Raw genomic sequence first — 25,021 nt, 5'->3', positions numbered from 1 at the left:
ACCTGAAAGGCCCCCACCATGTGCAACCACAACCCTGCCTACACGGACCCGGCCGAGCCGGCCCTGCCCAGCGCCGACCTGACGCTGGACCTCGCGCGTACCGCGCTGGTCGTGATCGACCCGCAGGTCGATTTCATGAGCCCCGAAGGCCGGAGTTGGGGCGTGGTGGGGGAGAGCGTGACCGAACAAAACCTGGTGCCCAACCTCGTGCGCCTGTTTGCGGCGGCGAAGCAGGCCGGCATCTGCGTCGCCATCTCCCCGCACTATTACTTTCCGCACGACCACAAGTGGAAGGTGCTGGGCCCGGCGGAGATGTTCCAGCATGCCGTGGGCATGTTCGACCGCCCCGGCGCGCTGACGCTGGAAGGCTTCCGCGACTCGGGCGCCGATTTCATGCCCGAGCTGAAGCCTTACATCGAGGACGGCGAGACCATCATCTGCTCGACCCACAAGCTTTATGGGCCGCAGGCCAACGATCTGGTGCTGCAGTTGCGCAAGCAGCGGGTGGATCAGGTCATCCTCGCCGGCATGGCGGCCAACCTGTGCGTCGAATCCCACCTGCGCGACCTGCTCGAGCACGGTTTCGAGGTGGCGGTGGTGCGCGATGCCGTGGCCGGCCCCAAGCTGCCCGAGGGCGACGGCTACCATGCGGCGCTGGTCAACTTCCGCTACATCGCCAACGCGCTCTGGGACACCGACGAGACGGTCAGGCGCCTGGCGCCGTAAGCCGCCGTAAGCCGCCGTAAGCCGCCGTAAGCCACCTGAGGCCGCCTGAGGCCGCCGGGTAGCCAGTTCGGTGGTGCGCCCGGCGGTGCACCCCACAACGCCATCCCCCGCACAGGATTTGTGCGGGGGATGCGCAGGCGTGCCGGTCTTCTACAGCGGCTTCATCACCATCAGCGCGAACACGACCACCATTGCGGTGAAGGCCGGATAGCCGAGCAATTCCCAGCGGCGCGCATAGTGCCAATAGAGATCGGGGAGGGCCGTGCCGTTGTCATGGGCGGCGATGGCCATCCGGCACATGCGGATCTGGTACCAGACCACGGGCAGCCAGCAGGCGCCCGCGAACAGGTACAGCGCGCCGGAAGCCAGGATCCACGTGGACGTGAGCGGAAACCCGGCCACATGGAGCATGTAGGCGCCGGTCAGCGGCTGGATGATGACCGCCGGCGTGGTGAACCACCAGTCCGCACGGACGACGAGCCGGGATACCACCGCAATGGCCTCCACGGACCCCGAGCGGTTGGCAAAGAACAGGTAGAACGCGGTCCCGAATCCGGTGCCTACCAGCAACACCGACGAGATGACGTGAATCACCTTGATGGCGAGGTATCCCATGATTCCGGCTCCATGTAGAGGATCAGCAGAATGGCGAGGATCGGCAGGTTCTTGAGCACCGGCCCGAACGGATGGGCGAGGAACTGCGGCATGGCCACGGCAATGACCGCCGAGTAGCCGAGGATCAGCGCCGCCTGGGCGGCCCATAGCGCGCGGCGCGGATACAGCAGGCAGGCGATGCCCATAGCCAGGTCGAGCCCCGCGGCGCCATACAGGGCGATGGTCGCCGGCATGCCGTGAATGCCGGTGGCGCCCAGCAGCGCCAGGCCGTCTTCCATCGGATAGACGAACAGCGTGATGAGTGCCGTGGCAATCCAGACGATGGCCATTACGCCGCGCAACAACGGCGGCCGCCAGGTGGCAATGGCGCGATGGCGCAGGGGTTCCGCCTCGGCCGGGGCGATGAACTGGTCCACTGACCGGGGCGGGCGACCGAGCCAGGCCGTGATGGCCGCGGCGTCGTCGGTACATCCGGCCTGGAGCATGCGCCAGTTGTCTGGCGTGAGCGCGGCGCCGGGGACGAAGCGCCCGAGCGTCGCAGCTATTGCCATCAGCGGCGCAGGTGCTGTCAGCCAGTGCGCCGGAGGCAATCCCATGCTGCGCCGGTAGTGACCGAGCATGCCCCGATAGGACACCTCGGTGCCGCCTACGCACGGCAGGGTTTGGCCCGGCGGAGTGGCTGGGTCGATAGCGACCTCCACGGCGGCGACCAAGTCATCGATATGGATCGGCCGGAAGCGCGCGTCGGGCAGCGCCGGAACCGGAACCACCGGCAGCGACGCCAGCGTGCGGAACATGGCGGCCGACGTGCCCTCGTCGCCGTAGACCAGCGAGGGATAGAGGATCTGCCATTCGACGGATGCAACGGGCAGGGCGCGCAGCACTTGGTCGGCGGCATGCTTGGAGCGGAAGTAGGGTGTGTCGCCCTCACGGGCACCGAGCGCCGAGATCTGGACCACGCGACGGACGCCCGCCTGGGCGCAGGCCTGGAACAGGGCTGCCGGCGCCCGGTGGTGCAGGTCCTCGAACCGGGCGTGGGCGCTCTCGACAATGATGCCGACGGCGTTGATGACCACGTCGATACCCGCCAGCCGGGGCAGCCAGGTCTCGATGGTGGTGTCCTTGCTGAAATCGATGGCGATGTCGTGGTCCGATCTGGGGATGCGCACCCCGCGCACTACCTCATGGCCGGCATGCTCCAGCCGCTTGCAGATTGCCGCCCCGATGAAACCCGATGCGCCGCACACCAGCACCTTCTTGCGCGCGAGGACGTGGTTCGTGATCTCGTTCATACTGTTTTTTCAGTAAAGACAGAAATAATGCGTGAAAAAGAAACGGGCTGTCGCCCGTCGGTCGTTGGCTTCAGGATCGTCTTCGCACGGCGTTGCTGATCTTGGCGGTCAGGCCCAGCGTCTTCATCAGCGTCTCCGGTTTCAGTCGCAGCATTTCATCGGCCAGCGTGCTCATGGTCTCGATGAACTTCAGGGTTTCAGCAATACGCTCGCGGGTGCCGGCGTCCTCATCCTCGAGGGCGGGATTGTCCAGGCATTCGCGCAGGGCCTCGGCGGTGGGGTCGATCTCGCGCTGGCGCCGGCCCGCCACGATCAGTTTGAACAACTCCCAGACATCGCTCGACGTCTCGAAGAAGTCGCGGCGCTCGCCTTTCAGGTGCACCACTTTCACCAGATGCCAGGACTGGAGCTCCTTGAGGCTGTTGCTGACATTGGAGCGGGCCACGCCCAGGGTGTCGGTAATTTCCTCGGCGTCCATCGGGCGGGCGGCCAGGTACAGCAGGGCATGGATCTGCGCCACGGTGCGGTTGACGCCCCAGCGTGAGCCCATTTCGCCCCAGTGGAGCACAAAGCGTTCTGCGATCGGTTTCAGTTCCATGGATCGCATTCTATGGTTTCAGTAATTTCTGTCAAGAGAGAAATTACAACACCCTCCCAAACCACCACAGCGACAGCAATCCGGCGCAGCCGGCCAGCAAGGCGCCCAGCGCCGCGAAGAACGCGGTGACCTCCACCTGGTTGCGTTTGTCGAACGCCAGCTTGGCGCTGAGGGCGCGGTACACCTTCTTGAGCTGGCTCGCGTCTTCCAGGCGGAAGTATTCGGCGCCGGTGATGTCGGCCACCTGTTTCAGCACCTGCTCGTCGAGCTTGACCCGGGCTGACCAGCCATCCACCGAGAGCACCACGCCGTCGGTGGTGCCGACCCCCACCGTGTAGATGCGGACCCCGTTGGCGGCGGCGAGTTGGGCGGCCTGGGCTACGGCCGGGCCGGCGTTGCTTTCGCCGTCGGAGAACAGGACGATGGCGCCCGAGGCGTAGGAGCCGGGCCGCTTGTCGTCGTCGCCGCCCAGCGCATCGGCGGTCTTCTGCGGGGGGATGTCGTCGTCCATCAGGAGTGCCGCGTCGGTGGTGGCCTCCGGCAGCAGGGTCGTGAGCGCGATCAGCAGGCCGTTGCCCAGCGCCGTGCCGCCCTGCGGTTTCAGGCGGTCGATGGCGCTGGCCACGTCTTCCCGGTTGCGGCTGGGCGCCTGCGCCACGGCCGCCGTGGCGGCCATCGCCACCACGCCCACCTTGACGCCGGAAGGCTGGGCGTTCAGCAGCACCTTGGCGGCCTGCTGGGCGGCGCGGATGCGGGTGGGCTTCACATCCTGCGCGCGCATGCTGCCGGACAGGTCCATCACCAGCATGACGGTATCGATGCGGGACGGCAGCATCAGCACGGCCTGCGGGCGGGCGATGGCAAAGATCAGCGCGCTCAGGGCCAGCAGGGCCAGCACGGGCGACACGTGCCGGCGCCAGCCGACGCCGCCGGTGGGGGTCAGGCCGACGGTCCGCAGCGCGGGATAGTGCACCGCTACACGGCGCCGGCGCGCATCGAGCCAGACGTAGCCGGCCCCCAGCACCAGCACGAAGCCGAGCAGCCACAGCATTTCCGGCCACAGGAAACTGAAGAGGGGCAGGCCGCTCATCGCATCGATCATGCTGCCCCCGCACCGCTCGCCGCTCCTTGCTGCCGATGGCGGCGCTGCCGGGCGAAGTGCAGCAGCGCCAGATCCAGCCGGGCGTAGGTCGACAGGGTCAGGCACTCCACGCCGGCCCGCGCGAAGCCCTGCCGCAGCTCGACCTCGCGCGCCTCGGCGGCGGCTGCAAAGCGCTTGCGGAAGGCTGGGTCATGGGTGTCGACGAACATCTGCTCGCCGGTTTCCGCATCCTGCAGCACCACCAGCCCGAGGTCCGGCAAGGCAACCTCCAGTGGATCGACCAGCCGCACGGCGACGATTTCGTGGCGCCGGGCCAGCATGGCGAGCGATGCCTGCCAGCCCGGCGCGCTGATGAAGTCGGAGACCACGAACATCACGGAGCGGCGTTTCGCCACGGACCGCGCGCGCTCGAGCAGGTCACGCAGCCGGGTATCGCCCGGCGATGCGGCGGGCGTGGCCTGCATGCGGTCGAGCAGGTGCAGCAACTGGCGGCGCCCCGCGCGCGCCGGTATCACCGACGTGGCGATCTCGCCCGCGCCGCCGTAAAACACCGCGCCCACCCGGTTGCCATAGCGCGTCAGCAGCAGCGCCAGCACGGTGGTGAAGTCGTTCAGCAGGTCGCGCTTGCGCACGGTGCCGGAGCCGAAGTCGATCGAGCCGCTCAGGTCCAGCAGGAACCAGACCGCCACCTCGCGGTCTTCCTGGAACTCGCGCACATGCGGCGTTTGCAACCGCGCGGTCACGTTCCAGTCGATGTGGCGCACATCGTCGCCGGGACGGTATTCGCGCAGATCGGCAAGGTCCAGCCCGAAGCCGCGGAACAGCGTGCGGTAGTCGCCCTGGAGCAGGCCGTCGAGCCGGCGCACCACGGTCCACTCCAGGCGGCGCACCAGCACCTCGGTCTGGCTGGCGCGCGGGCCGCCCAGCGGCACCTCCGCCGGGGAAGGGAGCGGAGGGAGCGGGGCGGCGGCGGCGTCCGGGCCGGCCCGGCGCCTAGCGAGCAGCCGCCCGAACATGGGTTTCCAGCGGCCGTTCGGGCACCGGCAGGGCCTTGAGGATGCGCGCAATCAGCTGGTCCGCCGTCACGCCATCGGACATGGCCTCGTAGGAGAGCGCCAGCCGGTGGCGCAGGACATCGGGCACCAGGTCCACCACATCTTCCGGCACGGCATAGTGCCGGCCGCGCAGGAAGGCCAGCGCGCGGGCGCCTTCGATCAGGCCGATGGTGGCGCGGGGGCTGGCGCCGAAGGACACGTAGCGATCCATGTCGGCCAGACCGTAGTTGCCCGGCTTGCGGGTGGCTGCCACCACGCGCACCGCGTACTGGATCAGTTCGGGGTCGACATAGACCTTGCGGCAGGCTTCCTGTAATTCGACCAGATGCTCGGGCGTGGCGATTGCCCCGACATGGATGCGCGGGCCAGTCACGCGATTGACGATGACGACCTCCTCCTCTTCGCTCGGGTAGCCCACCAGCACCTTCATCATGAAGCGGTCCACCTGCGCCTCGGGCAGCGGGTAGGTGCCCTCGGTCTCGATCGGGTTCTGCGTGGCCATGACCAGGAAGGGCGCCGGCACGCGGTGCGTCTCCCCGGCGATGGTGACCTGCTTCTCCTGCATGACCTCCAGCAGCGCGCTCTGCACCTTGGCCGGGGCGCGATTGATTTCATCGGCCAGCAACAGGTTGGCGAACACCGGCCCGCGCACGGTGGAGAACTCGCCGGTGCCCTGGTTGTACATGCGCGTGCCGACCAGGTCCGCCGGCAGCAGGTCCGGCGTGAACTGAATGCGCTTGAAGGTACCGCTCATGGTGCGGGCGAGCGTGTTGACCGTCAGCGTCTTGGCCAGGCCCGGCACGCCTTCCACCAGCAGGTGCCCGCCGGCCAGCACGGCCACCAGCACCCGCTCCAGGAAGTGGTCCTGCCCCACCACCACGCGCTTCACCTCGTACAGCAGGCGTTCCATCAGGTCGGCGCTGTCCGCAGCGCTCCGGGCTTCGTCGTTCATAGGCCTCCGCGTCTAGAAGGGGGAAGATCCAATGGATGCGCCGGCACTTTCGATGGTGATGGCAAAGCCAATGCCGAGGAAAGTGCCGTCCTTGTTGGGGTTGAGGATGGCCGTGACGATGCCTACCACCTCGCCATTCATATTGACCAGCGGCCCGCCCGAGTTGCCGGGGTTGGCGGCGGCGTCGAACTGGATCAGCTTGTCCAGCCTCTGCTTGTTGTCCGGCGAGATGAACTGGCGGTCCAGCCCGGACACCACGCCGGCGGAGACGGACGGCCCGATGCCGAACGGAAAGCCCACCGCCACGACTTCGGCGCCGGGCGCCAGCTCCCGGCTGGAGCCGAGCGTGGCCGCTGGCAGGTCGTCGGGGATGGATTTGGCCTGAAGGATGGCGATGTCCTTTTCCGGGATCGCCTGGAGGATGGAAGCCTCGGCGATGTGCCCGTCATGGAAGCGGATCTCCACGCGGCTGGCGTCGGCAATGACGTGGTGATTGGTGATGACGATGCCACTTTCGGTCACGACCACGCCGGTGCCGATCTGGCGTTCCTCGGTCTTGTGGTCGGGCATGCCTTCCGTGGCGATTTCGTCACGCGGCGGGGCGGGGGCGGGAGTGGGCGAAGGCGCGGAGGACTTTGGCGAAGATTTCGGCGACGGCCTGGTGGGTGCCTTGGCGGATGGCGCCGGCTTGCTGTCAGGCGCCGCCGGCGCTGGCCGCAACTTGTCTTCCCCCGGCGCGTAGCTGCGGACTTCCACCACGGACTCACGCACTGCCTCTGCAGCGCGCGCCGTGCGCGACGGCAGGCTTTTGGTTTGCAGCGTATGGAGCACGGCCGAATCGATGTCAGCCTGTGTGGGGACGCGCGGCGAGGCCGGCTGTACCAGCCACGCGACGCCAACGCCAGCGATGAACACGAGCGCGACTGCCGCCGAGAGCCATCCGTAGATCGTCACCCGTTTCATTGCTGCTCCCGAGGTCCCGTCCCGCCGTGGAAAATACAGTACCATCGATCTCACTCACGCGCCAAGGAGCAGGGCATGCAGTTTCTCTGGCCGCAAATGCTCTGGCTGCTGCTGGCGCTTCCGCTGCTGGCCGCCGCCTATCTCTATCTGCTGGCACGGCGGAAGAAGACCGCGCTGCTTTATGCCAGCCTGGCGCTGCCCCGCGCCGCGCTGGGCCCGCGCCAACGGCTGCGGCGCCATATTCCACCCCTGCTGTACTTCGTGGCGCTGGCCCTGGCGCTGCTGGCATGCGCGCGCCCCAGCGCCACTATTACCCTGCCATCGGACACCGTCACGCTGGTCCTGGCCATGGATATCTCCCGCAGCATGGAGGCCACTGACGTGGCGCCCACGCGCATCAGCGCCGCGCAGCAGGCGGCGCGGGACCTCATCATCGGGCTGCCGGCCAACGTGCGCCTGGGCATCGTGTCTTTCGCCACCACCGCCACGGTGGTGCTGCCGCCCACCAACAACCGGCCGGATATGCTGGAAGCGCTCGAGCGCTTCCAGCTCCAGCGCGGCACGGCAACCGGCAGCGGGCTGATCCAGGCGCTGGCGGTGCTGTTTCCCGACGATGGCATCGACCTGGAAGACATCCTGTTCAATGGCGTGTCGGCCCGCCCCGGGCGCGGTCCCCGCTCACTGGATGAGGCCGCGTCGGCCGATGCCGCGCGCAAGCGCGACCAGGAACGGGAGGCGGTGCAGCCGGGCTCGTACCGGCACGGCGCGGTGATCCTGCTGAGTGATGGACGACGCACCACTGGCCCGGACCCGGCGGAAGCCGCGCGCATGGCGGCCCAGCGGGGCGTGCGTGTCTATACGGTGGGATTTGGGTCCGCGCAGGGCGGCGCGGCAGGGGAATCGAACCTGTCTTATTTCATGCAGCTCGATGAACCGGCACTGCGCGCGGTGGCGACGATGACGGGCGGGGAGTACTTCCAGGCGGGGTCGGCGGCCGACCTGAGCCAGGTCTATCGCCAGCTCAGTGCCCGCTTTGCGCTGGAGCACAAGGAAACCGAGGTGAGCGCGCTGCTGGCGGCGGCGTCGGTGCTGCTGCTGGTGGCGGCGTGCGCCTTGTCGATGCTGTGGTTCCGGCGGTGAGTACCGGCAGCGCCGGCATGCCGAGGCACCCGCAAGGTGCCCCGGCGCCCCGGCGCCTCGGTGCCTCGGTGCCTCGGTGCCTCGGGGCCGGATCAGGCGCCGTCCAGGAAGGAGCTGCGCTGGCCGAGCCGCGTGCCCAGTGCGTCGGGCGGCAGGGTGGTGTTCGCCGCCGCGCTCGGGTCCATCGCCGGACTGACGGCCGGGGCGACCGGTGCTGAAGTCGGTGCCGCCATGGGCGCGCCCGCCGAGGGCGGCACGCCGTATTGGACTGACTGGCCGGAGCCTTGCGCGTAGGTGTCGGGTGCAGCCGTCGGCGCGCCTGGTTGCACGCCCTGTTGCACGCCTTGTTGTGCACCCAGCGTGGACGGCGCGGCCGACTGCATCGGCGGCTGACCCTGTTGCACCGGCGGCGCCGGTGGCACTGGCTGGGCCGGCAGCGTCTGCTGCGCCAGCAGCGGGTAAGACGCGATCATTGCACCAGCCATCAACAGGGATTTCGCCAGATGTTGCTTCATTCGTGTACCTCCTAAAACGCCTACAGGCTTGGGAGTGACCACTGTAGCGTCGAGGCACCTGACATTCTGTTTGATTGTGCAACTGACATTTACGAGCCTTGCACGCCACGCCAAGGCCGGTTAGTTACGCGCGCGTACCCTGTTTAGCGGGGGCCTACACCCGGAACTCGGCCAGCAGCCGGGCCCGGTCCTGATCCAGCGCCGGCGGGTTCCGCACGCCTGACAGGGCGTCTGCCGTGCCGATCTTGACCGGGTTGCCGGCCACGCGCAGCGCCTTGCCGTTGCCAATGCCGATGTCCAGCAGCATGCCGCGCGCCGCCACGTGCGCGTTCTCGACCAGTTCTGGCACGCCGTTGAGTGGACCATGCGGCACCCCGGCGGCTTCCAGCGTGGCTTCCCACTCCGCCGTGGTGGCATCGGCCAAGCGGGCCTCGAGCGCCTCTTTCAGCGCGGCGTGGTGGTCGTTGCGGGCCGGCACCGTGGCGAAGCGCGCGTCGCGCGCCCATTCCTCGCGCCCCAGCGCGGTGCAGAGTGTCGTGAACAGCGCATCGTTGCCCACGGCGATGACGATGAAGCCGTCCCGGGTGGCGAACATGTCGAACGGGGTGATCGACGGATGCCGCGTGCCCAGCGGCTTCGGCACGCCGCCCGTGGCCGAGTAGCGCGCGATGGGGTTTTCCAGCAGCGCCACCTGGCAGTCGAGCATCGAGATGTCCACCCGTTCGCCCAGCCCCGTGGCCGCCCGCTTGAGCAGCGCGGACTGGATGCCGATGGTGGCGTACAGCCCCGCGCCGATATCGCCAATCGATACCCCCACGCGCGCCGGGTTGCCGCCGGCCTCGCCGGTCACGCTCATCAGGCCGCCCATGGCCTGCACCACCATGTCGTAGGCCGGGCGGTTCCGGTAGGGGCCGGTCTGCCCGAAGCCGGAAATCGACGCGAAGACCAGGCGCGGGTAGCGCGCGTGCAGCGCCGCCCAGGTGTAGCCGAGTTTCTCCATCACGCCCGCGCGGAAGTTCTCGATCAGTACGTCGGCGGTCTCCAGCATCTTTTCGAGCACCTTGCGGTCGTCCGCCTGCTTGAGGTCCAGCGCGATCGATTCCTTGTTCCGGTTGATGGAGGCGAAGTAGGCCGACTCGCCATCCACGAACGGGCCCACCTGGCGCGAGTCGTCGCCGCCGTCGGGGTGCTCGATCTTGATGACGCGTGCGCCGAGGTCGGCCAGCATCATCGTGCAATAGGGGCCGGACAGCACCCGCGTGAGATCCACCACGGTGAGGCCCGCCAGCGGCAGCTGGCCCTGGCCCGCCGGGGGCGTGCTGGGGGGGATGGCCGGATTGGTCATTGCATGCTCCATGTCATTCAATCGATCTTCGCGCCGCTGGAGACCGCCAGGTCCACGCCGATCCGGCCTTCGCGCGCCGCGTATTCCTGGAATTCAGCCACCGAGGCGGAGACGGCCACTTCATCGCCCTGTATCAGGAATTTCTTCTTCAGTTCGGGGTTGGCCATGACCTTGGCGGTGGCCGCGTAAAGCTTGTCGATGATCTCGGGCGGCGTCTTGGCGGGCGCGAACAGGCCGTACCACGCGGAGAGGTCGTAGCCCTTCACGCCGCCCTCGGCGATGGTCGGCAACTGGGGGTTGGCCGGCGAGCGCTGGGCGGACGTCACGGCAATCGGCACGATCTTGCCGGTGTCGATCATCGGCTTGACGGACGGCGCCGTGCCGAAGGTGAGCTGCACATCGCCGGCGGCCACGGCCTGTGCGGACGGCGCGCCGCCCTTGTACGGCACGTGGGTCATCTTCACGCCGGCCAGCTTGGTGAAGTAGACGCCGGCCAGATGGGTGATGACGCCGTTGCCGGAGGACGAATAGTTCAGCGAGCCCGGGTGCGCCTTGGCCTGCGCCACGAGGTCGGCCACGTTGCGGATGCCGGTGTCCTTGTTGACGGCGAGGATCATCGGCGCCGCCACCAGCCGCGTGATGGGGATGAAGTCGGCCGGCTCGTACCTGATGGACTTGTAGAGGACCTTGTCGCCGCCCATCAGGCTGGCGGTGGCGATGTAGAGCGTGTAGCCGTCCGCCGGCGCCTTGGCGACGAACTCGGCGGCGATGGTGGTGCCCGCGCCGGGCCGGTTATCGACGATGACGGGCTGGCCCAGTTCGCGGCTCAGCGCATCGCCATAGAGCCGCGCCGTGTTGTCCGCGCCGCCGCCGGCGGGGAAGCCGATGACAAGGCGGATGGGTTTGGTCGGGTACGCCGTCTGCGGTGAAGCCTGCGCAGGCAGGGCGGTAGCAACGAGGGCCAGCGTGGCCAGGGCGGCCAGGGACTGCGTGGATACGGGGGTCTTTGTCATGGTGGGTGTCTCCTCCGGGTAGCTGTATCGCTACTTGCCGCTGAATACCGGCTGGCGCTTTTCCTTCCACGCCGCCGCGCCTTCCCGGAGATCTGCCGAGGTCTCCGAGCGATGAATGTCCCGCGCCAGCGCTTCGGCATCGAGCGTGCCGCGCGCCAGCGCGTTGAGGTGCTGCTTCATGCCGAGCAGGGCGATGGGCGCCATGCCGGCCAGCTGGGCAGACAGTTGGTCCACCCGCGCGTGGAGCGCCGCCGGCTCGACCATCTCGGTCAGGAAGCCGATGTCCAGCATGGTGGCGGCGTCGATGCGGTCAGTGGTCAGGAACAGGCGCTTGGCGGCGTTCAGGCCCAGCCGCGACACGTAGCGCGCCATGCCGCCGCGATAGAAGTGCAGGCCCAGGCGGGCGGCCGGCATGAACATGTCGCAGCCGGGCACGCCCATGCGGAAGTCGCACGCGAGGCAGAGATCGGTGGCGCCGCCGTAGACGCCGCCGTTGATGGCGGCGATGGTGACCGGGCGGGCGGCCTCGATGATGTCCATGACCTCGCCGAAATTCAGCGCGCCTTCGTCAGACTTGCCGGCCAGCGAGCCGATGTCGTAGCCGCTGCAGAAATACTTGCCGGCGCTGACGAAGCGGAGCACCAGCACGCGCTCCATCTCGTTGACCGCCTCGATATGATTCCGTATGGCGCGAAGATCACCCGGGTTGAGCCGGTTGGCTACCTCGGGGCGGCGCAGCGCAATCGTGGCGACGGCGCCGTCCACAGTGAGCAGAGGCGAGTTATCATCCATTCCGAAATATCTCCCGGTCTTCTTGATATATTCACGAAGCCTACAGATATTTTTTGTCTGGGACAAAAGAGGGTATACCCGTGCAATCACTCCAGGATCGCATCCGAGAAAACGTGGTGTCGGCCATTCAGACCGGCGCGCTGCCCCCGGGGGCACAGATCGACGAGAAGGCGTTGGCCGATGCGTTCGACAGCTCGCGCACGCCGGTGCGTGAAGCGCTGCTGATGCTGGCCGCGCAGGGGCTGGTGACCATCGTGCCGCGCGCCGGCATGTTCGTGCACCGGCCGACCGCCGCCGAACTGGTGGCGATGTTCGAAACCCTGGCCGAGATGGAAGGCGTGGTGGCGCGGCTGGCGACCCAGCGCATTACCGCCGCCGGCAAGAAAGTGCTGGCCAATGCGCATGAGGCGGCGGCCGAGCACGTGGAGCGCGGGGACACCGCGGGCTACATCGAGGCCAACCGCAAATTCCACGACGTGCTGTACCAGGCCGCGGCCAATCCGTTCCTGTCGGAGCAGATCGTGCAGCTGCGGCGCCGGCTGGCGATCTACTGGCAGAAGAAGGGTCTCATCAACGACGCCCGCGTACCCAGCTCCCACCGCGAGCATGGGCATGTGGTGGAGGCGGTGCTGGCGGGCAATGCCGACCTCGCCGCCGAGGCCATGCGGACCCATATCTCGGCGGGCGGCAAGGCCATCGCCGATCTGGTGCTGCTGGCCAGCGCGGCGGTGGAGTAGGGCGCCGTGCAATCCAGATAGCCAGTCCGCCCTATGGTAGAAATGCCACACAAGTTCTGGTAACTCTCCCGGGTCCGGCGCATGCCTGCGCCGCAAGACATCTCACCCATACCCAGGAGTTTTCCGATGCGAGGCTTGTTCGTCGCGATCGTCGCGGCCTGCGTTTCGGTCGTCGCCAGCGCGGAGATCGCGTGGCCGCCGAATGCCGGTGGCGGCTTCACCCGCAATGGTCTCTGGCGCAACGTGCAGGCGCGTTGCCTCACGGCCGGCGCGCCGCGCCATGCCGATTGCGCCGTGGTCGACCGCGACCGGGGCCTCGTGCTCTACAAGGACGCCGTCGGCGCCTCGCACTACCTCGTGATTCCCGATCACCCCGTTACCGGCGTGGAAGACCCGCGCGTCTGGACCGGCACGCGCCCTGACGGCTGGGCCTTCGGGTGGGAAGAACGCCAGATCGTAGCGAGGGCGGTCGGCAGGCCGGTGCCCGATACGCTGATCGGCCTGGCCGTGAATTCCAGGGCCTCCCGTAGCCAGGACCAGCTCCATATCCATCTGGACTGCATCAGCGGCGCCGCTCAGAAGTTTCTGAGCCAGAGCGGCATTACGCCGGCATGGCGGGCGTTCACGTTCGCGGGAAAGCGCGTGCTGGCGAAGCGCGTGCCGGTGGACCAGCCGGTGCTGGCCTTCAATCCGTTCGATGAAGTGCGTGGAGACATGGGTACGGCACCGGGCACCGCCATCGCGCCGCAGGACCGGGGCATCTTTCTCGCCTACACCGGCGGCAGCTTTGTCGTAGTGGACGAGCCGGTCGATCTTGCGCCGGGCAACAACGGCCACGCCAGCGACTTCCTGGACCGCCGCTGCAAGCTCGGTCGATAGATCGGGGGCGCCTGGGAAGGGGCTGGCCGGACCTCAGGCGATTCCGAGAAACCCTAGGAAAATCAACGAATTAGCCACACATGACGTAGCGCAAACAGCGCGCTTTGCGCGCTTCCGGCGCCATCGAAACGGAGTACGGTTCTGCCGCAAATCCAAGTCGATGGGGAAGGAAGTGAAAGCAATGGCGCAGCGGAAGGAATACCGGGCGGACGATGGCGATGCCCTGGCGGCGGGGAGGCAGTCTTACTTCCTCGACGTGCCCGGCGCCGAACATGCCGCCGCGCTGTCGGTGGTGTCCTTCACCGCCAAGGAATGGTTGGGCGACACCTACGTCGTCACGGTGCAGTTCACGCACCCGCTGGAACTCGCGCGCGCTGACTATCTCGGCAAGCCCGCCACCTTCCGGATCGACCACGGCAATCCCGTCGATGGCGCCGATGGTGCCGATGGTGCCGAACCCCGCAAGTTTGCCGGCTGCATCACCCGGCTCAGCCGGCTCCAGCGCTCCCGCGACCTGTTCACCTACGAGGCCGTGGTGGAACCGCTCGCCGCGCGGCTGAAGCTCACGCAGGCCAGCCGCATCTACCAGCACCAGACTGCGCCGCAGATCATCGAGGCCATCCTGCGCCGGCACGGCCTGCAGGGGCATCAGTTCACCTTCCGGCTGCGCCGCAAGTATCCGCAGCATGCGTTCCGCTTCCAGTACCAGATGTCCGACTGGGCCTACATCCGCCTGCTGATGGAGCAGGAGGGGCTGTACAGCTACTTCGTCCCCGGCAAGTTCGGCGAGATGCTGGTGTTCGGGGACGACATCGACCATTACCTCTACCAGCCGGAACTGCGCGTGCCGTACCGGGAGACCGCCGGGCTGGAGGCGGGCGTGGAGGCGGTGCTCGCGCTGCAATCCCATGCGCAGACCGTGGCGGCGTCATTTCGCGTGGCGGACTACCACCCGGGCAGTGCGTGGGAGCGCTTCACGGGTGAGGCGAATGTCGCGCGCAAGGAGGCCACAACCTACGGGGAGTCCTATGTCTTCGGCACCCATCACCTGGACTTCGCGGGCGGCAAGTGGGAGGCGCAGCTGCGCCATGAAGCGGCAATGGCCGGCCAACTGGTGTTCTCGGGCGAGAGCAACGTGCTGGACCTGCGCCCGGCGCGCATCCTGCGCATGGACCTGGCGCTGGCCGAGGCACCGAACGGGCAGGTCATCACCGAGGTCATCCACACCGGCGCGCGCGATGCCGCCTATCGCAACACCTTCAAGGCCATCCCTTCGGACCGGCGCTTCCGGCTGCCGCTGGCCGAAGACCGATGGCCGAGGATCCAGGGCACGCTGTCTGCCCGCGTGACCTCGCCGGGCCAGTACAAGTACGCCTACCTGACGCAGCAGGGGCACTACACGGTCCGCTTCGACCTCGATTTCGACACCTGGCCGAACGGCGGCGAAAGCGTGCCGCTGGCGCTGGCCAAGCCGTTCGCGGGGGCGAGGCAGACCGGCTTCCACTTCCCGCTCGTCGATGGCACTTACGTGGACGTGGCCTTCCGCGACGGCAATCCGAACAAGCCGTACATCGCCCACGTGCAGCACAACAGCCAGCACGAAGACCTGATCACCAACCGGGACCGCTGGCTGTCGCGCAACGTGATCCGCACCCAGAGCAACAACAAGCTGCGCTTCGAGGACTGGGAGGGGCAGGAGGGCGTCAAGCTCTCCACCGACTTTGCGCGCAAGTCGCAGCTGAACCTTGGCTATCTGGTCGACGACAAGCGGCAGAAGCGCGGCGAGGGCTTCGAGTTGCGCACATCCGGCTGGGGCGCCATCCGGGGCGGCAAGGGCCTGTTCCTGTCGGCCGATGACCAGCCCGCCGCGAGAGGCCCGCAACTCGGCATGGACGCGGCCCGGGGTTTGCTCCAGCAGGCGCTCCAGCAGACTGAGGCGCTGGCCTCCGCCGCGCAGGCCGCGCAGGCGGTGGCGGCGGACTACGGCCGCCAGAAGGCGCTGCTCGACAACACCCTCGACACCCTCAAGCAAGCCGGGCTGCTGGCCAGCGCCCCGGCTGGCATGGCGCTGGCGTCGGGCGGCGACCTGCAACTGAGCGCGAGCCAGAACCTGATCGGCACATCGGGCGGCCACGCGGACTTCAGCGCGCTGAAGCGCTTCACCGTCGCCGCCGGCGAACTGGTGTCGGTCTTCGCGCAGAAGCTCGGCATCAAGCTGTTCGCCGCAAGGGGACCCATCGACATCCAGGCGCAGAGCGACGACATGCGCCTGCTGGCCGACCAGAACGTCACCATCAGCAGCGCCAATGGCAGGGTGGTCATCGAGGCCGAAAAGGAACTGCTGCTGAAGTGCGGCGGCTCCTACCTGCGCCTGTCGCTCACGGGCATCGAGGACGGCACGCGTGGCGACCGGATTATCCGGTCGGCCTCCTACACGCTCGATAGAAAACAGTCGCTCTCGCAGGCGATGAATACGTGGAAGCACACGGAGTTCGACGAAGCGTTCACGGTCCGGTGGCCGTTCGACGACGAACCCGCCAGCCATGAGTCGTATGCCGTGGTCCGCGACGACGGCAGCCGCATTCGCGGCAAGGTGGATGCGGAAGGCAGGACATCGCTGCAGAAGAGCCTGTTCGCCGAGAGCGTGGAACTGCTTTGCCCATTGAAATCCTGAGGACGACAACCTTGTCAGCGAGAGAACGCATTATCCCGCCCGAAATCCAGCCGGACGGCTCGGTCCGCTATCGCTCTGTCATGACGCCGCCGGACGACAGCGTCGCGGTCTGTTATCTGGTGTCACGCCGGATGATCCCGGTGGTATTCGTGCCGGGCGTGATGGGGTCGAATCTGCTTGGCCTCCGGCCCCGCAGGCGGTTCAACGGCAGCATTGAATTGACGAAGGAGCCAGTGTGGCTGCTCGACAGCATGGCCGATGCGGCGACCTGGATTCCCGTTGGCGCCGAGTTCCGGAAGATCATGCTGGACCCGGGAACGACTTCCGTCTATGGCGGCGGAAAGCTGCCTGCCGGGACGTCGCTGACGGCAGACGAGATGCGGCGCCGTGGCAGGGGAGAGGTCGCCCACATCAGCTACGGCGGGTTCCTGGCCTGGCTGGAGAACGCCCTCAATGATACCCACGATTTCCTGACAGGCGTGCGTTCGCAGTTGATGGAGCCGAGCACCGTGCAACGCGTGGGCGTGGAGCCGCTGACCCGCGCGGAGGTGGCGCTGTCCTACAAGTACCGGTACCCGGTGCATGCCGTCGGCTACAACTGGCTGCAATCGAACCGCGCATCGGCGGAACACCTGAAAGCGCGCGTCGAAGCCTTCATGGCCTATTACCGGAAGCAGGGATACATGTGCGACCGGGTGATTCTCGTCACGCATTCCATGGGCGGGCTGGTGTCACGCTGCTACACCGAAGTGCTGGGCGGGCGCGACCGGGTGCTGGGCGTTGTGCATGGCGTCATGCCCGCCACCGGCGCGCCGGCCGCCTACAAGCGGGTCAAGGCGGGAACGGAGAAGCCGGCTGGCTGGGCGCTGGGCTGTGACGCGGAGGAAATGACGGCGGTCTTCGCGCAGTCCCCGGGGCCGCTGCAACTGCTGCCGACGCCGGAGTACGGCATGCGGTGGCTGAAGTTCCGGGACGGGGACAAGGTGATCGGCTTGCCGAACACGGATCCGTATGACGAGATCTATATCAAGCGTGGAAAGTGGTGGTGCCTCTGCGATGACAAGTTGATCAATCCGGCGGACAAGAAGAAGGAGACCCTCGAGCGCGACTGGAAGACATATGAGTCGATGGTCAAGGACGACGTCAGGCCGTTTCATCAGGCAATCTCCGGTCGATACCATCCGAACTCGTACGCCTTCTTCGGCGACGATGCCAATCACAAGAGCTGGGGCGAGGTGACATGGCAGCGACGCCATCAGGCAGGCCTCGGGCCCGCAAGAGGCTTGCCGGTCGATGACCCGCTGGAGGGCAAGGTAGTGGCGAACAAGGGCACCGGGGAGATCGCCGTCCACACCCGACGCGGTGAAAACACCGTTCGTACGGTCTTCCAGATCCAACCCGCAGCAGAAAGCGGTGACGGTACGGTCCCGCTCCGCTCGGGTGCCGCGCCAAAAGGAAAGACAAAGGTCTGCCTTGCCTATCGTGGCATCGACCACGAAGGCGCCTTCAAGGCGCTACCCATCCAACTCTTTACGCTTTGGTCGATCGTGAAGATCACCGACGCCGTCAAGCTCACCTCCATGGCGTACAGCAAATGAAGTTCAGCCGTAGATGCTTTACCGCCGGCCTTTGCCTGACGCTTGCAGGCTGCGATTTCTCTCCGAAAATGACCGAGCAAGAACAACAAGCCATCCAGGCACTGACTACCCGGCTCGTCCCGCAATGCGTGGGGCGCTATCTCATCGATATGCCGGCGCAAGTTGAATTGAGCGGCATGGTGAAGATTGAAGGTGCCATCGTCGAGACGATGGCCATGTCGCTGGACGAGTTCCGCAAAGCGATGGCGGCGCGGGAGACCGAACTCACCAAGACGCGGAGTATCGACGCCCATCCGTTCCTGTACGTGAACGCGCCGGCTTGGGATGAGCATTCACGCTACTTCCTGCATCGCGGCTCGATCGGCGACGATCCAGGTAATCGGATACTGGAAGGGTATCGCTGGGAGAACGGTGTCCTGATCAGTATCCGACTTCGCTCGTCGGACTACACAAAGCCAGATCAGACCAGGGATCCGCTCGTACGGCAGATGGCGGTCAAAAACGACGTGCCCCGCGCCGCCACGCAGGTGTTCGAAATGCTCACCAGCTTCCGCGGCCGGCCGGATGGCGCGATACCCACAGAGCCCGGTCTCTGCGTTCCCGGCGGGATTCTCCTGGGCAAGTCGAAGGATGACGAGCAGGTTGATGTCGATTTCAACCTGCCGGCCTATCCGGACGTCTACTTCCACGTCTTCACCCATTCCAGCCTTCAGGAGAAGACCTCCTTGCTGTGGCGGGGCGGACCGATTGCCGCTGCGCAACGCGTGCTCGATGACGGCAAGACGTTACGCAGGGGCACGGTGGATCTGCCGGGTGGCCGGGGCGAGGAGATGGTCATCGCGGGGCCGATGATCGTGACGAACGTGCAGGGGCAGGCGTTCCGCCTGGAGAGCAACGCCACCACGGGCAGCCCGGAGACTCCGTTTGTGGCCGTCAAGCTCAGCAACGGCGGGCCGACAGGGCTGGAAGCGCCCTTGAAGAAGGCCTCGCTGACCGAAGCACAGGCGCTGACCCTGTGGGACGCCGTGTCCCGGACCCTGCGGCCAAGGCCGGGCGCGATCTGAGAAGCCGGCGATGGCCAACGCCAAACAGTGAGTGGATGTCATGGAAGTCACGCAACGCACTATCCCGCCCGAGATTCAGGAAGACGGCTCCGTGCTGTATCGCTCCGTCATGTCGAAGGGAGACACCGAGGCGATTTGCTACCTGGTCTCGCAGCGGGTCATACCGGTGGTGTTCGTGCCGGGGGTGATGGGGTCGAATTTGGCAAAGTCGGATAAACGGAGCACAGCTATTTGGCTGCTGGATAGCTTGAGTACCGTAATCCATTGGACAAATCGAAGTGCGGCCGAGCGGATGGTGTTATTGAATCCACAGGACACAGTTGTGTACGGGGGTGGCAAGCTTCCGACAGAAACGCCTCTATCGGTGGCGGAAATGCGGCGGCGAGGCTGGGGCGAAGTCGCATACATGAGCTACGGAGAGTTCCTGGTATGGCTTGAGGGGGCGCTCAACGATACGCATCAATGGCAGACCGGCATACGTTCGACATTGCTGGATGAAGTGAAGGCCCGCGAGATCGGCGTGACGGCCCTCACGCGCGAGGAAGCCGCCCTGTCCTACAAATACCGCTATCCCGTCCATGCCGTGGGATACAACTGGCTGCAGTCTAACGAGGATTCGGCAAAGCGCCTGGCAGGCAGAGTCAATGAGTTCATGGGCTTCTATCGGAGCAAGGGGTTCATGTGTGACCGTTCCATTCTCGTCACGCATTCGATGGGCGGACTTGTCGGGCGGTATTTCACTGAGTCGATGGGCGGCAAGGAAGTCATCCTCGGTGTGGTGAATGGGGTCATGCCGGCGACCGGCGCTGCGGCAGCCTACAAGCGGGTGAAAGCCGGTACGGAGGGTGCGGCGGGAAGCGTCCTGGGTCGTAATGCCGAAGAAGTCACGGCGGTTTTCGCACAAGCGGCCGGACCCCTGCAATTGCTGCCCACGCCGGAGTACGGCAGCCATTGGCTGAAGATCCGTGATGGCAACCGCATGGTCTCGCTTCCGCGATCCGATCCCTATAACGAGATCTACACCGTGCGGGGAAAGTGGTGGGCGCTATGCCACGAACAACTTATCAATCCGCTCGACACGCGCAAGAAAGCAGTGGACGAGGACTGGCAACGGTACGTGGAAACCGTTGAGACGCTAGTGCGTCCATTTCATCGTGCCATCGCTAACCGATATCACCCGAATACGTATGCGTTCTATGGCGACGATACCGCCCACAAGACGTGGGGAGAGCTCACATGGGGACGGCGGTATGCTGGGCCGCGCTTTGGACCGCGCGCCATTGACGACCTTACCGAGGGAACGGTAATGCACGACACAGGCCGCGGCACCATTTCGGTCCTCACGCGCAGCGCCGGAAACGCTTTGCATGTTGTCTTTGACCTGAACGGTTCGGATGAGAGCGGTGACGGCACCGTCCCGCGCCGGTCCGGCGCAGCACCACGCGAGAAAGCGAAGGTATGCCTGGCTTATCGTGGAATCGAGCATGAAGCCGCGTACAAGGTCAGGCCGCTCCGGCTATTCACGGTCTGGTCCATTGTCAAGATCACGGATGCTGTGAAAGACACTTCCATGGCCTATTGCAAATGAAACGCCTCACGTTGCTGCTTATCGTGATCCATGCACTTGCGCTACCGGCTTGTGGGAAGACTCCTCCATTGACGCTTCAGGAACAACAGACGGTGAATGCCCTGACTACCAATCTAACTCCGCGTTGTGTGGGACGCCATCTTATCGATTTGCCAGCAGGCATGACCATCGAAGGATCGGCCATCATTGAAGACGCTCGGGTCAAGACGAAGATGATGTCCCTCGATGCATTTAATAAGGAGATCTCTGCGCGTGAAGCCGAACTAAAGGCGGTAAAGAGCATGGACGCTCATCCATTTCTCTATCTCAATGTGCCGGCATGGGATGAGCATTCACGCTACTTCATGCACCGGGGATCGGAACGCAGCCACATCGCAATTCGAAAGCTGGAAGGCTATCGTTGGGAGAATGGGGTTCGCGTAAAGGTCACGCTCGACGCGTCAGATTTCACAAGCCCAGATCTGGCGGATAACCCGATCGTGCAGCGTATGCAAATCAAGAACAGTGTGCCGCGCAAAGCCAACCATGTCTTTGAACTGCTTACGAACTTTCGCGGCCGCGCCGAGAACGAGATTCCAACGGAGCCGGGATTGTGCCTGCCGTACGGTCTGATTCAGGGTAAGGCGCGAGAAGGTGAGCGCGTGACTGCGATCTTCTCTCTTGCAAGCCACGAGGATGTCGACTTCACACTTGTGACGGATTCAGGTCTTACTGCAGTAGGCTCACTGTTGCAGAGGCATCGGCAGATTGAGGACGCGTTGTCGCAGATCGAGGGTGGGCGAACGGTCCGTAAAGGGAAGATCGCTTTGACCGGCGTCGACGCCGAGGAATGGCTGCTGGCAGGCCCACGACCCACCACGGAAGTGCATGGGCATCTCTTTACCCTGGAAGGGAACGCCCTCGCGGACGATGTGTTGGCGCCTTTTGTACGGCTCGATATGGAGACAGCGAATCCGCTTCCGGACTTTCGTCCGCTCGAACGCGCTTCGCTGACCGACGCCGAAGCCCTCGCGGTCTGGGACGCCATCTCCCGAACCCTGCGGCCCCGGCCGAACGCCTTCTGAGCGCGCAGTGATGATGAAACGATATGTGGTGATCAGCGCGCTCGCGGGCGTAGCGCTTGTGCTGCCGGCTTGTGGGAAGACCCCTCCATTGACGCCTCAGGAACAACAGACCGTGAATGCCCTGACTTCCAATTTGACCCCGCGTTGTGTGGGACGCCATCTTATCGACTTGCCTGCTGACGCGACGGTCGGGGGCGTCGTCACCTTGCAGGACGCATTGATCGAGACAGAAATCATGTCCATCGACGCATTCAACAAGGAAATATCGGAGCGGGAAACGGAACTCAAGGCGGTAAAGAGCATTGACGCTCACCCATTCCTCTATCTGAATGTACCCGCGTGGGACGAGCATTCCCGCTACTTCATGCACCGGGGTTCGGAACGCAGTCACATCGCCAACCGGATTTTGGAAGGCTATCGTTGGGAAAATGGGGTTCGCGTCAAGGTCACGCTGGAGGCGTCCGACTTCAGCAGCCCCGATCAGGCGGATGACCCGATCGTGCAGCGCATGGATATCAAGAACGATGTCCCGGCAAAGGCCAACCATGTCTTTGAACTGCTCACGAATTTTCGTGGCCGCGCCGAGAACGAGATTCCAACGGAGCCGGGATTCTGTCTACCGGACGGTCTGATCCTTGGAAAGGCACGAGAGGAGGAATACTTGAATGTGACGTTCGTTCCCGCAAGCCATCTGGATGTTGACTTCACCATCGCGACGGATTCAAGTCGTATCGGTACGACGTCGCTCCTGCAGCGGCATCATCAGATCGAGGAGGCGTTGAAGCATGTCGATGGTGCGCGAACCGTTCGTAAGGGAAAGGTGGCTCTGCGCGATGTGGAGGCCGAAGAATGGCTGTTGGTAGGCCCAAGACCTACCACGGAAGTGCAAGGGCATATGTTCGCCCTCGAAGCCAATGCGCTTGCATACGATGTGTTGGCACCTTTCGTACGGCTCGATATGGAGACAGCGAATCCGCTTCCGGACTATCGTCCGCTCGAACGCGCATCGCTGACCGACGGCGAGGCCCTCGCGGTCTGGGACGCCATCTCCCGAACCCTGCGGCCCCGGCCCAATGGCTTCTGACAGCGGAGGGTCTGTGAAAGCGCATGCCGCGGCAGCCCTCACGCTCTGCGCGACCCTGATGCTCGGGGCCTGCGGCAGGGCGCCCAAGATGTCCCCGCCGGAACAACAGGCCGTCGATGCGCTGACCCACAATCTGATCCCCCATTGCGTGGGTCGCTACCTGCTGGAGATGCCGCCGGGCATGGCGATGCTCGGTTCGACAACGATTCGCGGCATCATGATTGGGACAGAAGTCATGTCCCTCGGCGCCTTCCAGAATGAGATCGAGAAGCGGGGCGCCCAACTCAAGGCAGTCAAGAGCGTCGATGCTGAACCGTTCCTGTACAAGAACACCACATCCCAGGACGGGCAGCCGGGCTATTTCATGCACCGAGGCGCGGTAGACGCCGATCCGGCCAGGCGGGTGCTGGAAGGGTATCGCTGGGAGAATGGCGCCCGCATCCGGATCGAGCGCGAGGCCTGGGACTTCACCGAGCCGGACCAGTCCGCGAACCCACTGGTTGGCAACGTGACGGTCAAGAACAATGTTCCCCAGCGCGCCGTTGAAGTGCTGAACATGCTGGATAGCTTCCGGGGCCTGGCCGCCGGTCGCCTTCCCACAAAGCCCGCGCTCTGTGTTCCCCATGGCTATCTGCTGGGCAAATCCAAGCCGTACGAGTATGTCGATGTGCGCTTCGATCTGCCATCCCACACAGGGGTCTCGTTCCACATCCTCACCCATTCCAGCCTGCACGAGGCACCATCGCTGTTGCAGCGAGACGGTATTGACGCGGCGACGGGCGCGCCGGACGGGTGGCGCACGCTGCGAAAGGGTGTCGTCAAGCTGCCGATGGAGCTGGCCGAGGAATGGCTGATCGTTCGGCCGACGCGCGCGGAAGGGGAGCAGGAACATCTGTTCCGGCTGGAGATCGGCGCGACGGATGGCAGTCCGGACACGCCCTATTTTGCGCTGACGATGCGCAATCTCCCCTCAACGCCGGCCGCTTTCACCGAAGCCCAGGCACTGGCCCTCTGGGACGCTGTATCGAAAACCCTCCGCCCCCGCCCGAATGCCTTCTAGCCAACCTTCACGTCGATCTTGTCATACCCCTTGATCCGATACACCGCCATGGAGACCAGCCAGCTCACCACGAACACGCCGATGATCACGTAGCCGAGCATGCCGAACTGCTCGCCGATGCCGGTGATCCATTCCCAAGGCTGGCCGGTCAGCTCCAGTTTGCGGGCGATCAGTGACAGCGCCTGGATGCCGCCGATCACCACGGCCACGAGGATCGAGACCAGCGTGATGGTCATGTTGTAGTACAGCTTGCGGATCGGGCGCGTGAAGGCCCAGCCATAGGCGCGCAGCATCAGCACGCCGTCGGTGGTATCGACCAGCGACATGCCGACCGTGAACAGCACCGGGAAGACCATCACGCTCCAGTACGAGATGCCCTGCGCCGCCTGCCCGGCTGCGATGCCGAACAGCGCCACCTCGGTGGCGGTGTCGAAGCCGATGCCGAACAGGAAGCCCATCGGATACAGGTGCCAGCTACGCGAGGTCATGCGGAACAACGGGCGGAACAGCCGCGCCACCACGCCGTGGCCGGACAGCATCAGGTCCAGGTCCTGGGCGGCGAGGGTGCCGCCGCGCCGAACCTTGCGGAAGGCGCGCCACACCGAGCGCAGGATCAACAGGTTGAAGAAGGCCAGCAGGAACAGGAACGTGGCCGAGACGCTGGTGCCGATCAGCCCGCCAACGTCCTGCATCTCACCGAAGTGAGATTGCAGGAACACGGCGGCGAAGGCGACCCCGATGGACATCAGTGTCACCACCGACGAATGCCCCAGCGAGAAGAAGAAGCCCACGGAGATCGGATAGCGACCCTCCTGCATCAGCTTGCGCGTGACGTTGTCGATGGCCGCGATGTGGTCGGCATCCACGGCGTGGCGCAGCCCCAGCGTATAGGCCAGCACTGCCGACGCCATGAGTACCGGCTGGTGGCGGAACGCGATCCAGGCCCACAGCCAGGCCACGACGTTGGCGAGGATCAGGAACGCATAGAGCGCGGTGACCTTGCGCCGGCTGTCGGCGGGCTGGTCATCGAAAATGCTGGCGAGGAAAGCGAGAAAGGCGGCAAAGGCGCGCAGCCCGGTGACGGCGGCCGGGCGCGAGCGGCCATGGGAATGCGCAGGCGGATGGTGTGTCATCGATAAGCCGGGCGACCCCGCCCGTGCAACAG

General features: G+C 65.5%; 23 protein-coding genes. 11 read left to right on the top strand and 12 right to left on the bottom strand.

Annotation, left to right across the window (positions count from 1 at the left end; genetic code table 11):
* Window positions 1-18: 18 nt before the first annotated feature.
* Window positions 19-726 (top strand): cysteine hydrolase, encoded by a 708-nt coding sequence (locus tag AB4120_RS11750; RefSeq protein ID WP_149138915.1) that lies wholly within the window; start codon window positions 19-21, stop codon window positions 724-726.
* A 150-nt stretch (window positions 727-876) separates the two neighbouring features.
* On the opposite strand, the gene AB4120_RS11745 is transcribed toward AB4120_RS11750, so the two are convergent.
* From AB4120_RS11745 to AB4120_RS11715, 7 genes are all read right to left on the bottom strand, one after another.
* On the bottom strand, window positions 877-1,344 hold the full coding sequence (locus tag AB4120_RS11745) for a DUF2269 family protein (protein ID WP_149139396.1): 468 nt from the start codon (window positions 1,342-1,344) through the stop codon (window positions 877-879).
* Complete coding sequence (locus tag AB4120_RS11740) at window positions 1,317-2,633, bottom strand: SDR family oxidoreductase (protein WP_149138916.1); 1,317 nt, start codon at window positions 2,631-2,633, stop codon at window positions 1,317-1,319. The genes AB4120_RS11745 and AB4120_RS11740 overlap by 28 nt, the downstream gene beginning before the upstream one ends.
* A gap of 70 nt (window positions 2,634-2,703) precedes the next feature.
* Window positions 2,704-3,231, bottom strand: a complete 528-nt coding sequence (locus AB4120_RS11735) for a GbsR/MarR family transcriptional regulator (protein ID WP_149138917.1) — start codon at window positions 3,229-3,231, stop codon at window positions 2,704-2,706.
* Between the two features lie 43 nt (window positions 3,232-3,274).
* Complete coding sequence (locus tag AB4120_RS11730) at window positions 3,275-4,333, bottom strand: VWA domain-containing protein (protein ID WP_149138918.1); 1,059 nt, start codon at window positions 4,331-4,333, stop codon at window positions 3,275-3,277.
* The gene (locus tag AB4120_RS11725; RefSeq protein ID WP_149138919.1) at window positions 4,330-5,349 is read right to left on the bottom strand and encodes a DUF58 domain-containing protein; all 1,020 of its coding nucleotides are present in this window, start codon (window positions 5,347-5,349) and stop codon (window positions 4,330-4,332) included. Before AB4120_RS11725 ends, AB4120_RS11730 begins: the two co-directional genes overlap by 4 nt.
* Window positions 5,327-6,340, bottom strand: coding sequence for an AAA family ATPase (locus tag AB4120_RS11720; RefSeq protein WP_149138920.1), 1,014 nt, complete (start codon window positions 6,338-6,340; stop codon window positions 5,327-5,329). The genes AB4120_RS11725 and AB4120_RS11720 overlap by 23 nt, the downstream gene beginning before the upstream one ends.
* A gap of 12 nt (window positions 6,341-6,352) precedes the next feature.
* Window positions 6,353-7,303 carry a S1C family serine protease gene (locus AB4120_RS11715; RefSeq protein WP_149138921.1) on the bottom strand — a complete coding sequence of 317 codons (951 nt, stop codon included), beginning with the start codon at window positions 7,301-7,303 and terminating at the stop codon, window positions 6,353-6,355.
* Between the two features lie 75 nt (window positions 7,304-7,378).
* Here AB4120_RS11715 and AB4120_RS11710 point away from each other — a divergent pair, with 75 nt between their 5' ends.
* A complete protein-coding gene (locus AB4120_RS11710; protein ID WP_149138922.1) occupies window positions 7,379-8,443 on the top strand; it encodes a VWA domain-containing protein in 1,065 nt (354 codons plus the stop codon).
* 92 nt (window positions 8,444-8,535) lie between these two features.
* Here the strand turns inward: AB4120_RS11710 and AB4120_RS11705 are convergent, their stop codons facing one another.
* From AB4120_RS11705 to AB4120_RS11690, 4 genes are all read right to left on the bottom strand, one after another.
* Entirely contained in the window at window positions 8,536-8,958 is a 423-nt protein-coding gene (locus AB4120_RS11705) for a hypothetical protein (RefSeq protein ID WP_149138923.1), read from the bottom strand.
* Window positions 8,959-9,112: 154 nt separating this feature from the next.
* Window positions 9,113-10,303 carry a CaiB/BaiF CoA transferase family protein gene (locus AB4120_RS11700; protein ID WP_441642274.1) on the bottom strand — a complete coding sequence of 397 codons (1,191 nt, stop codon included), beginning with the start codon at window positions 10,301-10,303 and terminating at the stop codon, window positions 9,113-9,115.
* 17 nt (window positions 10,304-10,320) lie between these two features.
* Window positions 10,321-11,316, bottom strand: a complete 996-nt coding sequence (locus tag AB4120_RS11695; RefSeq protein ID WP_149138925.1) for a tripartite tricarboxylate transporter substrate binding protein — start codon at window positions 11,314-11,316, stop codon at window positions 10,321-10,323.
* Between the two features lie 30 nt (window positions 11,317-11,346).
* Window positions 11,347-12,108, bottom strand: a complete 762-nt coding sequence (locus tag AB4120_RS11690) for an enoyl-CoA hydratase/isomerase family protein (protein ID WP_149138926.1) — start codon at window positions 12,106-12,108, stop codon at window positions 11,347-11,349.
* 80 nt (window positions 12,109-12,188) lie between these two features.
* Here AB4120_RS11690 and AB4120_RS11685 point away from each other — a divergent pair, with 80 nt between their 5' ends.
* The 9 genes from AB4120_RS11685 (at window position 12,189) to AB4120_RS11645 (ending at window position 23,856) form a co-directional block, all read left to right on the top strand.
* Window positions 12,189-12,845 carry a GntR family transcriptional regulator gene (locus tag AB4120_RS11685; protein WP_149138927.1) on the top strand — a complete coding sequence of 219 codons (657 nt, stop codon included), beginning with the start codon at window positions 12,189-12,191 and terminating at the stop codon, window positions 12,843-12,845.
* A 126-nt stretch (window positions 12,846-12,971) separates the two neighbouring features.
* Window positions 12,972-13,724, top strand: a complete 753-nt coding sequence (locus AB4120_RS11680) for a CDP-diacylglycerol diphosphatase (RefSeq protein WP_441642273.1) — start codon at window positions 12,972-12,974, stop codon at window positions 13,722-13,724.
* 181 nt (window positions 13,725-13,905) lie between these two features.
* Window positions 13,906-16,398 carry a type VI secretion system Vgr family protein gene (locus tag AB4120_RS11675; RefSeq protein ID WP_149138929.1) on the top strand — a complete coding sequence of 831 codons (2,493 nt, stop codon included), beginning with the start codon at window positions 13,906-13,908 and terminating at the stop codon, window positions 16,396-16,398.
* Window positions 16,380-17,996, top strand: coding sequence for an esterase/lipase family protein (locus AB4120_RS11670; protein WP_149138930.1), 1,617 nt, complete (start codon window positions 16,380-16,382; stop codon window positions 17,994-17,996). The genes AB4120_RS11675 and AB4120_RS11670 overlap by 19 nt, the downstream gene beginning before the upstream one ends.
* On the top strand, window positions 17,993-19,060 hold the full coding sequence (locus tag AB4120_RS11665; protein ID WP_149138931.1) for a T6SS immunity protein Tli4 family protein: 1,068 nt from the start codon (window positions 17,993-17,995) through the stop codon (window positions 19,058-19,060). Before AB4120_RS11670 ends, AB4120_RS11665 begins: the two co-directional genes overlap by 4 nt.
* A gap of 40 nt (window positions 19,061-19,100) precedes the next feature.
* Window positions 19,101-20,648: an esterase/lipase family protein gene (locus AB4120_RS11660; protein WP_441642272.1), complete on the top strand. Its 1,548-nt coding sequence runs from the start codon at window positions 19,101-19,103 to the stop codon at window positions 20,646-20,648.
* A complete protein-coding gene (locus AB4120_RS11655; RefSeq protein WP_149138933.1) occupies window positions 20,645-21,712 on the top strand; it encodes a T6SS immunity protein Tli4 family protein in 1,068 nt (355 codons plus the stop codon). Before AB4120_RS11660 ends, AB4120_RS11655 begins: the two co-directional genes overlap by 4 nt.
* Before the next feature lie 10 nt (window positions 21,713-21,722).
* Window positions 21,723-22,796 carry a T6SS immunity protein Tli4 family protein gene (locus AB4120_RS11650; RefSeq protein WP_149138934.1) on the top strand — a complete coding sequence of 358 codons (1,074 nt, stop codon included), beginning with the start codon at window positions 21,723-21,725 and terminating at the stop codon, window positions 22,794-22,796.
* Window positions 22,797-22,809: 13 nt separating this feature from the next.
* The gene (locus tag AB4120_RS11645) at window positions 22,810-23,856 is read left to right on the top strand and encodes a T6SS immunity protein Tli4 family protein (RefSeq protein ID WP_441642271.1); all 1,047 of its coding nucleotides are present in this window, start codon (window positions 22,810-22,812) and stop codon (window positions 23,854-23,856) included.
* On the opposite strand, the gene AB4120_RS11640 is transcribed toward AB4120_RS11645, so the two are convergent.
* Window positions 23,853-24,989 carry a HoxN/HupN/NixA family nickel/cobalt transporter gene (locus AB4120_RS11640; RefSeq protein WP_149138936.1) on the bottom strand — a complete coding sequence of 379 codons (1,137 nt, stop codon included), beginning with the start codon at window positions 24,987-24,989 and terminating at the stop codon, window positions 23,853-23,855. The two genes, AB4120_RS11645 and AB4120_RS11640, sit on opposite strands and share 4 nt — an antisense overlap.
* Between the last annotated feature and the right edge of the window lie 32 nt (window positions 24,990-25,021).

The organism is Cupriavidus sp. 2KB_3 (assembly GCF_052115685.1).
Taxonomy (GTDB): Bacteria; Pseudomonadota; Gammaproteobacteria; order Burkholderiales; family Burkholderiaceae; genus Cupriavidus; species Cupriavidus campinensis.
This window is presented reverse-complemented; position numbering and strand designations above follow the sequence as displayed.

What these genes read in the sequence shown, in the direction of transcription:
- AB4120_RS11675 (WP_149138929.1), top strand. Translation starts at nt 13,906, where the DNA reads ATGGCGCAGCGGAAGGAATACCGGGCGGACGATGGCGATGCCCTGGCG.
- AB4120_RS11710 (WP_149138922.1), top strand. Translation starts at nt 7,379, where the DNA reads ATGCAGTTTCTCTGGCCGCAAATGCTCTGGCTGCTGCTGGCGCTTCCG.
- AB4120_RS11650 (WP_149138934.1), top strand. Translation starts at nt 21,723, where the DNA reads ATGATGAAACGATATGTGGTGATCAGCGCGCTCGCGGGCGTAGCGCTT.
- AB4120_RS11730 (WP_149138918.1), bottom strand. Translation starts at nt 4,333, where the DNA reads ATGATCGATGCGATGAGCGGCCTGCCCCTCTTCAGTTTCCTGTGGCCG.
- AB4120_RS11725 (WP_149138919.1), bottom strand. Translation starts at nt 5,349, where the DNA reads ATGTTCGGGCGGCTGCTCGCTAGGCGCCGGGCCGGCCCGGACGCCGCC.
- AB4120_RS11700 (WP_441642274.1), bottom strand. Translation starts at nt 10,303, where the DNA reads ATGACCAATCCGGCCATCCCCCCCAGCACGCCCCCGGCGGGCCAGGGC.
- AB4120_RS11740 (WP_149138916.1), bottom strand. Translation starts at nt 2,633, where the DNA reads ATGAACGAGATCACGAACCACGTCCTCGCGCGCAAGAAGGTGCTGGTG.
- AB4120_RS11655 (WP_149138933.1), top strand. Translation starts at nt 20,645, where the DNA reads ATGAAACGCCTCACGTTGCTGCTTATCGTGATCCATGCACTTGCGCTA.
- AB4120_RS11735 (WP_149138917.1), bottom strand. Translation starts at nt 3,231, where the DNA reads ATGGAACTGAAACCGATCGCAGAACGCTTTGTGCTCCACTGGGGCGAA.
- AB4120_RS11660 (WP_441642272.1), top strand. Translation starts at nt 19,101, where the DNA reads ATGGAAGTCACGCAACGCACTATCCCGCCCGAGATTCAGGAAGACGGC.
- AB4120_RS11705 (WP_149138923.1), bottom strand. Translation starts at nt 8,958, where the DNA reads ATGAAGCAACATCTGGCGAAATCCCTGTTGATGGCTGGTGCAATGATC.
- AB4120_RS11720 (WP_149138920.1), bottom strand. Translation starts at nt 6,340, where the DNA reads ATGAACGACGAAGCCCGGAGCGCTGCGGACAGCGCCGACCTGATGGAA.
- AB4120_RS11690 (WP_149138926.1), bottom strand. Translation starts at nt 12,108, where the DNA reads ATGGATGATAACTCGCCTCTGCTCACTGTGGACGGCGCCGTCGCCACG.
- AB4120_RS11695 (WP_149138925.1), bottom strand. Translation starts at nt 11,316, where the DNA reads ATGACAAAGACCCCCGTATCCACGCAGTCCCTGGCCGCCCTGGCCACG.
- AB4120_RS11640 (WP_149138936.1), bottom strand. Translation starts at nt 24,989, where the DNA reads ATGACACACCATCCGCCTGCGCATTCCCATGGCCGCTCGCGCCCGGCC.
- AB4120_RS11665 (WP_149138931.1), top strand. Translation starts at nt 17,993, where the DNA reads ATGAAGTTCAGCCGTAGATGCTTTACCGCCGGCCTTTGCCTGACGCTT.
- AB4120_RS11750 (WP_149138915.1), top strand. Translation starts at nt 19, where the DNA reads ATGTGCAACCACAACCCTGCCTACACGGACCCGGCCGAGCCGGCCCTG.
- AB4120_RS11715 (WP_149138921.1), bottom strand. Translation starts at nt 7,303, where the DNA reads ATGAAACGGGTGACGATCTACGGATGGCTCTCGGCGGCAGTCGCGCTC.
- AB4120_RS11680 (WP_441642273.1), top strand. Translation starts at nt 12,972, where the DNA reads ATGCGAGGCTTGTTCGTCGCGATCGTCGCGGCCTGCGTTTCGGTCGTC.